This window comes from Mesorhizobium sp. B2-4-17 (genome assembly GCF_006441275.1).
In the GTDB taxonomy this organism is placed as follows: domain Bacteria; phylum Pseudomonadota; class Alphaproteobacteria; order Rhizobiales; family Rhizobiaceae; genus Mesorhizobium.
This window is the reverse complement of sequence record NZ_VFUX01000036.1, coordinates 12,688-24,359: the sequence shown is the minus strand read 5'-3', so window position 1 is coordinate 24,359 and position 11,672 is coordinate 12,688. Positions and strand designations below refer to the sequence as shown.

Here is an 11,672-nt window from a genome sequence, read left to right as displayed (position 1 = left end):
GCGGGCCGTTGAAAACACGGCCTGTTGCGCGCCCGTAGCTCAGCTGGATAGAGCACCAGACTACGAATCTGGGGGTCAGGAGTTCGAATCTCTTCGGGCGCGCCAATCGTGACATACTGATTTGGCGCGACATTTTCCCCAGCACTGGAACAAAACTGGGCATCTGCGTCTGCTTCCGACCCGAAGAAGACGCCTGGACGGCTCAACTCGACTGACTTGTGGGCGGCCCAAAGATGATACTGCTCCTCGCATAAGAAGCGCGACCCTACTTAGTGTTTGCGATATAGTGCTCGGGCAAAGCTTCCACCGCCTGGGAGTAGGCACGTGGATATTCGAGCATGGCTGGTGAGCCTCGGTCTCGGCGAGTATGCCGACGCCTTCGGCAGCCAAGACATCGATGAAGAGGTGCTCCCGAGCCTGACCGCCGACGACCTGACGGCGCTCGGGGTCATGTCGATTGGCCATCGGCGCAAATTGCTCAGCGCCATTGCGGCCCTCGCCGAGAGTCCGACCCGGCCAACAACGGCCCAGCCCCCGCCCGCCCCCTCGGATTCTCGCGCAGAGCGACGGCAACTCACTGTGATGTTCGTCGACCTCGTTGGCTCGACCGAGCTTGCGCAGGCGCTCGACCCGGAAGACATGCGCGAGGTCATTCTCGCCTATCAGCAGGTGGTTGCGCGGGAGATCGCTCGCTACGACGGGCGCGTCGCCAAGCTGATGGGCGACGGCGTGCTCGCCTATTTCGGCTGGCCACAGGCGCACGAGGATGACGCTGAGCGCGCCGTGCGAGCCGGCCTCGCCGCCGCTTCCGCCACCGGCCGGCTGACCGCGCCCGGCGGCAAGCCGCTAGCGGCGCGCGTCGGCATCGCCACGGGACTGGTGGTCGTCGGCGATCTGGTCGGCGAAGGCGCTGCACAAGAGGAAGCCGTTGTCGGAGATACGCCCAACCTCGCGGCCCGGCTGCAGGCACTCGCAGAGCCAGGCGCAGTCATCATCGCCGACACGACGCAAAAGCTGGTTGCGGGGCTGTTCGCGACAGCCGACCTCGGTGAGCGCCCTTTGAAGGGCTTTGCCGCTCCGGTGCGGTGCCGGCGCGTCGTCGGCGAAACAGCCGCCGAAAGCCGGTTCGAAGCGCGGCACGCCGTACTTGCACCTCTGGTCGGGCGGGACCCTGAGCTGGCACTCCTGCTCGAACGCTGGCACCGCGCGACAGCGGCAGAGGGTCGGGTCGTTCTGCTCAGTGGCGAGGCGGGCATCGGCAAGTCGCGCCTGATTGCGGCGCTCGCGGAGCGGGTTGCCACCGAACCGCATGCCGAGCTGCGCTTCTTCTGCTCCGCCTATCATACGAACAGCGCGCTGCATCCTCTCATAGCGCATATCGAGCGAGCGGCGGGTTTCGTCAGTGACGACAGTGCCGATAGCAGGTTCGACAAACTCAGGGCACTGCTCGCCAGGCTCCATATGGAGACGGACGAGGCGCTGCCGCTGCTGGCGATCCTGTTGTCGATCGACCCAGGCGGACGCTACCAGCCGCCCAGACTGCCCGCGCCGACACTCAGGACGCGCACGCTGGCGGCGTTGATACGGCTGGTCGAGGCGTCGGCGAACAAGCCGGCGCTTGTGCTGGTCGAAGACGCCCACTGGATAGACCCGACGACGGCAGAGTGGCTCGGGATGCTGGTTGAGCGGCTCGCCGGCCTGCGCGCCCTGTTGGTGGTGACGGCACGACCGGAATTCGAGCCGCACTGGAAGCCGCTATCGTCTGTAGAGATAGTGCTGCTCGGACGGCTCGAACAGGAACACGGCATAGCGATCATAGAGCGCGTTGCAGGCAACAGAAAGCTGCCGCCCGATATTGCCGACAGGATCCTGGCCAACACGGAAGGTGTACCGCTGTTCGTCGAGGAGCTGACGCGGACAGTCCTCGATTCCGGGCAGCTACTAGAGGCCGACGGGCGCTATCTCGCGATAGGGCCGCTGCCCAACTTTGCAATTCCCTCGACCCTGCAGGACTCGCTGATGGCGCGCCTCGACCGGCTGTCGCCGGTCAAAGAGACGGCCCAGATCGGTGCCTGCATCGGGCGCATCTTCGGCCACCGGCTGCTCGCTGCGGTGAGCGGTGCGGACCAGGCGCGGCGCGACGATGCGCTCCACCAGCTCGAACAGGCCGAGTTGGTGTTTCGCGGCGGCGTCGCGCCGGAGGCGACCTATACGTTCAAGCATGCGCTGGTGCGCGACACCGCCTACCAGAGCCTGCTGAAGAGCCGGCGCCAGCAAATCCATGGCAGGATCGCCGCAGCGCTCGAAGCCGAGTTCGCCGAAATCGCCGAAGCCGAACCCGAGACCGTCGCGCAGCATTACACGCTGGCCGGACTGGCGGATGAGGGCGTGCCATGGTGGCTGCGGGCGGGGCAGCGCGCTATGGCAAGGTCTGCCAACCGCGAGGCCGCAGCTCACTTCGCCAAGGGGCTCGAGCTTACCGCGTCACTGCCCGCTTCCGAGACCCGGCTCAGGCAGGAAGTTTCACTGTGGACGGCGATGGGCTCGGCTCTTGTCCCCGCCAAAGGTTGGGCCGCTCCGGAGCCCCTGCAGGCATTTTCGACCGCGCGGGAACTTGCCGCGCGGCTCGGCGACAAAGTCAAGCTGTTCGCAGCGGTGCGCGGCGAGAGTGGCTGCCGTACCATCTCGGGCGACCTGCGCGCCGCCGAAGCTCTTGCCATGCAGTGCAAGACGCTCGGGGTGGAGCTCGCCGAGGCATCCGGCGATTCTGAGTACCTGCTGGAGGCACACCATCAACTCTGGGGCGTCAATTTCTATCTCGGCAGGTACGAGTCCGCTGAACCGTTTGTCAGATATGGCCTTGAAACCTACGACTACGAGCGGCATCGCCACCTTGCGTGGGGCTATACCGGGCACGATCCCGGCGTCTGTTGCAGGTCGTTCCACGCGCAGATGCTCTGCATATGCGGCAAGCCTGACGGTGCGATTCAGCAGGCAAGGGAAGCCGTCGCCCTGGCCCAGCGCGACTCCCATCCCCTTAGCTTGGCCCAGGCACAGATGGCCCTCGGCGTTGTCCACCTACTCCGGCGAGAGCCCGGCGAGGCGCGACGCTGGGCTGAAAAAGCCATTGCGGTGTGCACCGAGTTCGCCCTCCCGCTGCTGCTGGGGCAGGCTCGCGCCTTCTTCGGCTGGGCGCTTGCTGGTCTGGGTGCGTTGGACGATGGGATTGGCGAGATGCGTGATGGGATAGCGGCGATGGCCGAAACCGGCGCCGACATGGGGATGGCCGCTTATCTGTGCGCGCTAGCGCGGGCCTGCGGCGAGCGCGGCGAGGCAAGCGAGGGACTGGCCGTTCTGGAGCAGGCGTTCGACACGCTCGCCAAATCAGGCTCCACATATCAGCTGCCCGAGTTGTTGAGTGCGAAAGGAGAGTTGCTGTCACGGCTGGACCCGCGCGGCGACGCCGCCGAAGACCCTTTGCGGCAATCTTTGGCCGCCGCCCGCGAGCAGGGCGCGATACTGGCCGAGTTGAGAGCTGCTTTTCGCCTCGCGGGACTTTGGGCCAACCACGGCCGCGACAAGGAGGCGCGAGAGTTGCTCGCACCGGTCTATGCGGCATTCAACGAAGGCCTCGACACGCCTGACCTGATGGAGGCCGGACGCCTGCTGCAACGGCTTCCGCAAGGAGCGACCGCGGTGCCCTAGGGAGGAGAGCCATGCTCAAACGAATGTGGGTCGGCCTGTTGGCGGGCGTTGCACTGCTGCCGCCTAGCAGCCAGGCTGATGCGACAACCGAACTCACGATCCTGTGGGCAGAATGGGATCCGGCCAACTATCTGCAGGAGCTCGCCGACGAGTATGAGAAGGAGACCGGGGTCAAGGTCACGGTCGAGACCGTGAACTGGCCCGGTTTCCAAGACAAGGCATTTATGGAGTTCAATGCCCACTCTGATTCCTACGACATGGTCGTCGGCGATTCGCAATGGCTTGGAGCCGGCGCCACGGAGGGTCACTACGCCGAGCTGACCGATCTCGTGAAGGAGAGCGACCTGACCAAGGTCATGACCCCGGCGTCGATGACTTATTATTCCGAATATCCAAGGGGCAGCGGACGCTACTGGGCCGTTCCGCTCGAGGCCGACGCGGTCGGCTGGGCCTACCGCAAGGATTGGTTCGAGGATCCCGCCGAAATGAAGGCCTTCAAAGAGAAGTACGGCTACGACCTCGCCCCGCCGAAAACCTGGATGCAGCTGCGCGACATCGCCGAGTTCTTCTACCGACCGCACGCCAACCCACCGCGCTATGGTGTCGCGATCTATACAGAGCAGCACGGCGACGGGCTGATCATGGGCTTCATGTCCGAATTGTTCAGCTATGGCGGCGAGCTCGGGAACTACAGCACTTGTGCGGTCGAAGGCATCGTTAACTCGCAGCAAGCCATCAAGGCGCTTGAGGCTTACAAGGAACTCTATTCCTTCACGCCGCCGGACTGGGGTAACACCACCAATCGAGAGGAAGACCTGGCGATCACCGGGGGGCTGGCGGCAATGAGTATGAACTTCTTCGCCTTCTTTCCGGCGCTGGCGAATCCAGCGATAAATCCGAACGCCTCCGTTACTGGATTCTTCGCCAGCCCGGCTGGACCGGGCGGGGATCGATTCACGGCGCTGGGGGGCCAAGGTATTTCGATCGTTTCTTATTCGCGCAAACAGGCGGAAGCCAGGAAGTTCCTTGAATGGCTCGCTCGCGACGACACGCAGCAGAAATGGGCGGACCTTGGCGGCTATACCGCCGACGCCCACATTCTGGAGTCGGAGAAGTTCCGCAACGCTACGCCGTACAATGAAGCGTTTTATCAGAGCCTCTTCGTGGTGAAGGACTTCTGGGCAGAACCCTACTACGCCAAGCTCGTCGATCAGATGAACGCACGTCTGGCACCCTACCTGCTCAAGGATGGGGGATCGGCAAAGGAGACGCTCGACGGGATCGCGGCCGACTGGAAGACGACGATCGCCGAAAACGGCTGCAAATAGACGCCCTTGATCGCAAAATTGCGTCGCAAGGCGCGTGCGGCCTCCGATACATCGCCGATGCGCCTGTGGGCGGGCTCCAGGACGGCCACGCCGTCATGCCATTCACCCGCCAGCATCATCAGCAGGCCGGCGAGAACGATCGCCTTGTCGCCGACGTCGGCCAGGCTCGCGCCAAGACTATCGCCGGCAAGGGGCGCGACGGCGCCGACGCTCTGGAACTGAAACGCCATTGCCGCGCGGGCGACGAACAGGACAGCCAGGATCGTCCAGCGGCTGCGCAAGGTTCTCTCACGGATTGCGAATTACCCAGGCCTGATATTTTGGTTCAGTCGGAAGAAATTGGTCGGGTCGTATTGCGTCTTGATGGCGGCGAGACGTGCATAGTTTCCACCATAAGCGTCCCGCACGCGCTCGTCGCCCTCATCACCGAGATTGTTGGCATAGACACCGCCGGTAGAGAATGGCCTCACCGCATTCCACAGGTCGCGCGCCCAGCCTATATTCGCCTCGTCATCGGCGGGATCGTCCCAGATGGCGATCGGGAAGCAATCGACAGCCGCGTCGCGATTGGCGTAGGGCGAATCCGATGCCGGCACGCGGGCGATGGCTCCGCCGACCTGTTGGAAAACCAGCAGGCTGGAGTGATTGGGAGCCGCCGCGTAACGGTCGAGCAACGCGTCGATCGCACCGTCGCTGATCTCGCGCAGGAACTGCGCCTTCCAGTAATAGCGCCGTCCGCGTGGAAAGAGGCTATCGCCCGCCGATTGAATTTGGAGATAAGGAAGGGCCTGAAGGCGGCTTTCGATGGGGGATCCGAATGTCATCAGCGGTGCGATGACAGGTTCGCCCGCTTCGGGTGACCCGACATAGCAGGCCGAGATGCTGAAGCCCCGGTCGCCCGTCGGCAACGTGACGAGCGCGGCGTCGACGCTCAACTCGTCCGGGGCTTCTCGGGAGAACCGATCGTAAAACCGCATGGCCTCGCGCGCATGATCGTAGGCGTGAAGCACCGAGCCCACGAGAAGAGCCGGGCCGAGCGGATGCAGCCGGTATTCGAACGCCGTCACTATGCCGAAATTGCCGCCGCCGCCGTGCAAGGCCCAGAACAGTTCGGGATGCTCGCCGGCGCTTGTCCGCAACAGCCGGCCGTCGGCGGTGACGATTTCAGCGGCGATCAGATTATCGCAGCTCAGGCCGTTCTTGCGTCCAAGCTTGCCGAAGCCGCCGCCGAGCGTGAGGCCGGCAATGCCGGTGTCGCTGTTGACGCCCATGGTCGTCGCAAGACCGTGGGCCTGTGTGGCGGCATCGAATTCGCCGAGATTGAGGCCAGCCTCGGCCCTGGCGATGCGGCGCTCGGGATCGACGACGATCTTCTTCATGCGGGATAGATCGATCACCATGCCATCGTCGCAGACGGACAGACCGGCAACGTTATGGCCGCCGCTGCGAACGGCCACGAGACAGCCTTGTGACCTGGCACAGGCCACGGCAAGAACGACATCATCGGGATGGGCGCAAAAGACGATGGCAGCGGGACGTCTGTCGATCGCCCCGTTCCAGACCCCACGCGCCTGGCCGTAGGTGGGGTCTGTCGGCAACACCAGTTCGCCGCGCAAGCCTTGCCGCAGCTGTTCGATCACGGGACTCGAAAAATGGGATCGGCCCGATAGCACATCGGTCTGTCGTGGAATCTCCATCGTTATCGTCCTTGCTCCAACGGGACTACGGTCTCACAGGGACCAGCCTTCTGCAAAAGCGAAATTCTTAGCTGCTGGATGAGAGGAATTCATCTACGCTGCCGGCATGAGAAACTGTCCGCCGCTCCGCGCCTTGCACGCCTTCGAGGCCGCAGCCCGGCTCGGCAGCTTCAAGGCGGCAGCAGCGGAGCTCGGCGTGACACCGACGGCGATCAGCCATCAGGTCCGCTCGTTGGAGGAAATATGCGGTCGCAAGCTGTTCCAGCGCCGGCCACGCCCGCTCGTGCTGACGAGTGCGGGAGCGCGACTGTTTCCTATCCTTCGCAACGGCTTTGATCTTCTCGCAGGCTCTCTTGCCGCAGTCGCCGAGCCGGATGTTCAATCGCCATTGCGGGTGACGAGCCCGAACGCTTTCGCAAGCCGATGGCTGGTGCCCCGGTTGCCGAAATGGCGAGAGGCCAACCCGGCCGTGCCACTGGAGATCATCGGGACGGACGCGGTACTCGACCTTCGTGCCGGCGCCGCGGATGTTGCGATCCGCTACACGCGCCGCCCGCCTTTGGGCGTTGCCGCTCAGGAAGTGTGCCGCGATTCCTTCTTTCCCATTTGCAGTCCCCGATTGTTGGCGAGCGACGGACGGGCGATCGAGCGTGTCGCCGATCTCCTGCGGTATCCCCTGATCCATTTTGGCTGGATGAACCGGGATCCGGACGCTCCCACCTGGCCCCGGTGGCTGGCGACGGCCCGTTCGATCGATCCGGACCTGGTCCCGGACAAAGCCTGGGATTTGAGCTTCCGCGAGGAACTGCACGCGATCGATGCGGTCGTCGCCGGGCAAGGCATTGCGATCTGCAGTGACGTTGTGGTCGGCCGTGAACTGGAGAACGGCTCGCTCGTCAAGGCGCATCCATTGTCCTTGCCGGGCTACAGCTTTTATGTCGTCTGGATGCATCACAGTCCGCGATCCGCGATCATCGAGTCGTTCCTGGCATGGATGAGAACCGTTACGTGAGTGCTTGCCTGTGACCGTCCTCCCGGAGCCGCTTCCGGACGACGGGCATCAGAAATGCCAGATGCCCCGCTGCTTCCACATATCCGTCGGCGCCCGCCAAAGCCTGTATCTGGCGGCCTGCTCGATCTGCTCGCCCACGCCGAGGTGGCCATAGCCGGCAAAGAAGGCTTCGAGCCGTCGCCGGGCAAAGAGCTTCTTTCCCCTGGTGGTATAGTTTCGGATCGGCAGCCGGTGCGGCGTTATCCTGCATCCATCCCTGGCCAACGCAACACCAATGCAGAATTGTTCCGGCGTATGCGCCGTTACGACATCGATCAGTTGCTCGATTGCATGATAGGCGTCGCTCAGTGCGGGAAGGGCGGCATTGTGGACCCCCAAGACCCCGCTGCTCCACATCGGCTCGCTTCCGGTCAGCATTTTCTCGCCAAGCATGAAATGCCTGCCTTCGAGGGCACGGTAGGGGGGCTTTGGCCGGCCCTCGCACCTGTTCATGACGGAATGTGAGGGGGAAATCTGGCCGAAACAGCCCGAAATGTCGCCAATCGGATACATGTCCGTGTCCATGAGGAACAGGCGCTCGCAGGACTCCAGCAGATCGATGATGCCGGCCGCCTTGATGCCGAAGCGGTATCGGCCGCCAAATGACATTTCGGCCATCCGGCTCGCCGTAAGCTCCATCGTCCCGATCGGGTAGCCGTCGAAAATCTGCGGCCTGTCGGTGAGGACAGTGATCTTCGCGCCCGGGCAATAGTGCAGCAGCCTCAGCGCGCTGAAGAGCGCGCCGCGCGTGTATAGCTCGTCATCGCCGAACGCGATGTATCCGAAACTGTCGCTCATTTCCGGCCCCGGCAGCAGCGCCGCGCCCTGACCTTTGCTCGAATCGCCGGAGGAGTCCATAAGCTTCAGCTTATGCAGCCTCCCCAATCATCGAAGAGATGATTGCAACCCGCCGCCTCGGTTGTTGCGCATCCCCGGCATGTCAAAAATGTCGTCTTTCGCACGGAGGGCGCGGACCCGTTGGCGCCGGGATATCCTCGTTCGGATTGCGCTCTCTTGCGCCAACATTCTTGTTAGGTCGGATTGCGGGCGCGCCGGTAAACCGGCAAACCAATCCAATCGAAAATGATGCCAGCCCCAAGGAGCCCGCATGGCCGCGACCACCAGCAAGATCAGACGCGCCTTGATTACCGGCGCGGGAGCGGCTGACGGAATCGGCTTCGCCATTGCCCGTCACCTCGGCAAAGCCGGGCACGCCGTTTTCCTGACCGGGGCCAGTGCGCGTGTGATGGATCGCGCCGCGGAGCTTCGCGGCGAAGGCATCGATGCCACTGCCGCGGTTGCCGATCTCACCCTGGCTGCCGATGTCGCGCGGCTGCAGGTGGCCGCCGGCGCGGTCGATATCCTGGTCAACAATGCCGGCATGGGCTCGCTGGCATCGCCGTCGGCCGACAAGGCGTTTGTCTCGATGACCGAGGCCGACTGGGATCAAGGAATCGACGTCAGCCTGAAGACCGCGTTCCTCGTCACAAAGGCGTTTCTGCCGGCGATGGTCGAAGCGGGCTACGGACGCGTCGTCAATGTAGCGTCGGTCACCGGGCCGATCGTGTCTTTCGAAGGCACATCAGCCTATTCCGCCGCCAAGGCCGGCATGGTCGGCCTGACACGCGCACTGGCGCTGGAAATGGCAAAGGACGGCATAACCGTCAACGCGGTCGCGCCCGGCTGGATCGAAACCGGCGCGTCGAGCGCGATGGAGCTGGCAGCGGCCCTGCATACGCCGCCGGCGCGGGCCGGCCGGCCCGATGAAGTGGCCGCGGCGGTCGTGTTCCTGGCATCGGAGGGCGCCAGCTATGTCAACGGCGCCGTGCTGGTGGTTGACGGCGGCAACAGCCTTCAGGAACGCAAGGGCTGAAGGCGCGCCGTCCCAACCCGCTCAGGACGCCTTGGCGAGAAAACTCTGGTAATCGGACTTGGCCTGCAGCAGGCGCAACACGTTCTCGCGCGAGCCGCGCACATGGGCACGCGCCAGCATGCCGGCCCGGCCGGCGTCGCCGGCGCAGATGGCCTCGACGATCTCGGCATGCTCGTCGCGGGCGATCTTCCATTCGTCCAGCCACAACAGTTCGGTCCAGACATAGTGCTGGCACTTGTCGAGGATGCCGCAAAGCATGCCGTGCAGCATGGCGTTGCCGCTGATCTGCGCGATGACGCGGTGCAGATCGATGCCGACCTCCAGCTCCTGGAATTTTTCTTTTGTGGTACGATCGGGAATGGCGGCAAGCCGCTCGCATTCGGCCAGCATGGCACGCAGCCGCGCCTTGTCCTTCTCGGTCGCGGCGACGGCCGCGAGTTCCGTGGCATGGCCGTCGAGCAGTTCGCGGATGTCGAAGGCCTCGCGGAACATGTTGATGTCGAACTCGGTGACGGCATAGCCCTGGCGGGGCCGGCCGGTGACAAGCCCGTCGCGCTCCAGCCGGTTGAAGGCCTCGCGCACCGGCGTGCGGCTGACATTGAGCTTCGCCGCGATGTCGCTCTCGGTGACGCGGGCGCCAGGCGGAATCTGGCCGGTCACGATCATCGCCTTGAGCGAGGTGTAGACCGAGTCGCGCAGCGTGTTTTTCGTTTCCTTGGCCAAGATCCGCTTCCAGTCCTCCAGCACTCAGGCCGGACATTGCCCCGTTTGTATTCGTTGTCGGTCCAATTTGCCACGCGCGTGGTGGCGTCTCTCACAGGCTTGTCCGGCTCAAATAGATCGCGCCAGCCGATGTTGACAACACCGATCCCTCGGCTACATTCAAAATTGTATACAAAATCGCATGCTAAATCAAAAACAAATGGGAACACCGGTTGGAGCACCGAAATGAACAGGACCAGCAGCTTTAAAGCCTTTGCCATAGCCGGCCTCGCAGCCTCCGTGGCAGTGCCCGCCGTCGCGGCCGACACGATCACCGTCGCCTCATGGGGCGGCACCTATCAGGAGGCGCAGACAAAGGCGTTCTTCAAGCCGACCGCCGACGCGCTCGGCATCACCATCAAGGAAGACACCACCAACGGCCTTGACGACGTGCGACTGCAAGTAACCGGCAACGCGGTGAAGTGGGACATCACCGAACTCGGCGCCGACGAATGCGCGCGCGGCTCGAAGGAAGGGCTGTTCGAAAAGCTCGATTACGGCATTATCGACAAGAGCGGCATCAACCCGAAGCTCGTCCATGACGACTGGCTCGGCATCTCCTATACCTCCGTCGTGCTGATCTACCGGACCGACGTCTTCGGCGACAAAGGCCCGAAGACCTGGGCGGATTTCTGGAACGTGAAAAAATTTCCCGGGCGGCGCGCGCTGAGCAGCAGCCAGGCGACCGAGACGTTGAGCGTCGCCGCCCTCGCCTCCGGCCTGCCGATCGACAAGGTCTATCCCGTCGACATCGACGCCGCGCTGAAATCGGTCGACAAGATCCGCGGCCATGTCGACGCCTGGTGGACGTCGGGCGCGCAGGCCATGCAGCTGGTCAAGGACGGCGAAGTCGACATGGCGAGCATCTGGAACGGCCGCGCCGGCACCCTGAAGAAGGAAGGCGCGCCGGTCAGCTTCTCCTTCGACCAGGGGGTGCTGACCGCCGACTGCATGGTGATCCCGAAGGGCGCCAAGAACAAGGACGCGGCGATGAAGGCGCTGGCGATGTTCGTCAGCCCGCAATTGCAGGCCAATCTGCCGCTCTATGTCGACAACGGACCGGTGAACGAAAAGGCCTTCGAAACCGGCAAGATCCCGCCGGAGCGGATCAAGGACATCAACTCGTCGCCGGAGAACGTCAAGAAGCAGGTGCTGCAGGACGCCGAGTTCTGGCGCGACAATCTGGTCGAGGCGACCGAAAAGTTCAACAATCTGATCCAGCAATAGGCATTGACAAGGCAGGGCGGCACCAGCGT

General features: G+C 63.7%; 9 protein-coding genes and 1 tRNA gene. 6 read left to right on the top strand and 4 right to left on the bottom strand.

From position 1 onward, the window contains the following. Window positions 1-28 precede the first annotated feature (28 nt). The 3 genes from FJ548_RS24640 to FJ548_RS24630 all read left to right on the top strand — a co-directional run bounded on the left by FJ548_RS24640 (window position 29) and on the right by FJ548_RS24630 (window position 5,033). Window positions 29-105: transfer RNA gene (locus FJ548_RS24640), tRNA-Arg, on the top strand. 219 nt (window positions 106-324) lie between these two features. Further along, complete coding sequence (locus FJ548_RS24635; protein WP_140779198.1) at window positions 325-3,705, top strand: adenylate/guanylate cyclase domain-containing protein; 3,381 nt, start codon at window positions 325-327, stop codon at window positions 3,703-3,705. 11 nt (window positions 3,706-3,716) lie between these two features. Then, window positions 3,717-5,033, top strand: coding sequence for an extracellular solute-binding protein (locus FJ548_RS24630; protein WP_140693932.1), 1,317 nt, complete (start codon window positions 3,717-3,719; stop codon window positions 5,031-5,033). Here the strand turns inward: FJ548_RS24630 and FJ548_RS30585 are convergent. Together FJ548_RS30585 and FJ548_RS24620 are read right to left on the bottom strand one after the other, a co-directional pair. Next, on the bottom strand, window positions 4,940-5,314 hold the full coding sequence (locus FJ548_RS30585) for a hypothetical protein (RefSeq protein WP_246671495.1): 375 nt from the start codon (window positions 5,312-5,314) through the stop codon (window positions 4,940-4,942). The genes FJ548_RS24630 and FJ548_RS30585 overlap by 94 nt on opposite strands. 21 nt (window positions 5,315-5,335) lie before the next feature. Then, on the bottom strand, window positions 5,336-6,730 hold the full coding sequence (locus tag FJ548_RS24620) for an FAD-binding oxidoreductase (protein ID WP_140779197.1): 1,395 nt from the start codon (window positions 6,728-6,730) through the stop codon (window positions 5,336-5,338). Window positions 6,731-6,863: 133 nt separating this feature from the next. Between FJ548_RS24620 and FJ548_RS24615 the strand changes: the two genes are divergently transcribed. After that, entirely contained in the window at window positions 6,864-7,742 is an 879-nt protein-coding gene (locus tag FJ548_RS24615; RefSeq protein ID WP_246678755.1) for a LysR substrate-binding domain-containing protein, read from the top strand. A gap of 48 nt (window positions 7,743-7,790) precedes the next feature. Here FJ548_RS24615 and FJ548_RS24610 read toward each other — a convergent pair whose 3' ends face one another. Then, window positions 7,791-8,579, bottom strand: a complete 789-nt coding sequence (locus FJ548_RS24610; protein WP_140779195.1) for a hypothetical protein — start codon at window positions 8,577-8,579, stop codon at window positions 7,791-7,793. 310 nt (window positions 8,580-8,889) lie between these two features. Between FJ548_RS24610 and FJ548_RS24605 the strand changes: the two genes are divergently transcribed. Further along, entirely contained in the window at window positions 8,890-9,654 is a 765-nt protein-coding gene (locus FJ548_RS24605; RefSeq protein ID WP_140609835.1) for an SDR family NAD(P)-dependent oxidoreductase, read from the top strand. Between the two features lie 21 nt (window positions 9,655-9,675). Here FJ548_RS24605 and FJ548_RS24600 read toward each other — a convergent pair whose 3' ends face one another. Continuing rightward, window positions 9,676-10,377: a GntR family transcriptional regulator gene (locus FJ548_RS24600; protein WP_181168895.1), complete on the bottom strand. Its 702-nt coding sequence runs from the start codon at window positions 10,375-10,377 to the stop codon at window positions 9,676-9,678. Between the two features lie 225 nt (window positions 10,378-10,602). On the opposite strand from FJ548_RS24600, the gene FJ548_RS24595 reads away from it, so the two are divergent. Further along, window positions 10,603-11,643 (top strand): ABC transporter substrate-binding protein, encoded by a 1,041-nt coding sequence (locus FJ548_RS24595; protein WP_140779193.1) that lies wholly within the window; start codon window positions 10,603-10,605, stop codon window positions 11,641-11,643. Window positions 11,644-11,672: the final 29 nt, after the last annotated feature.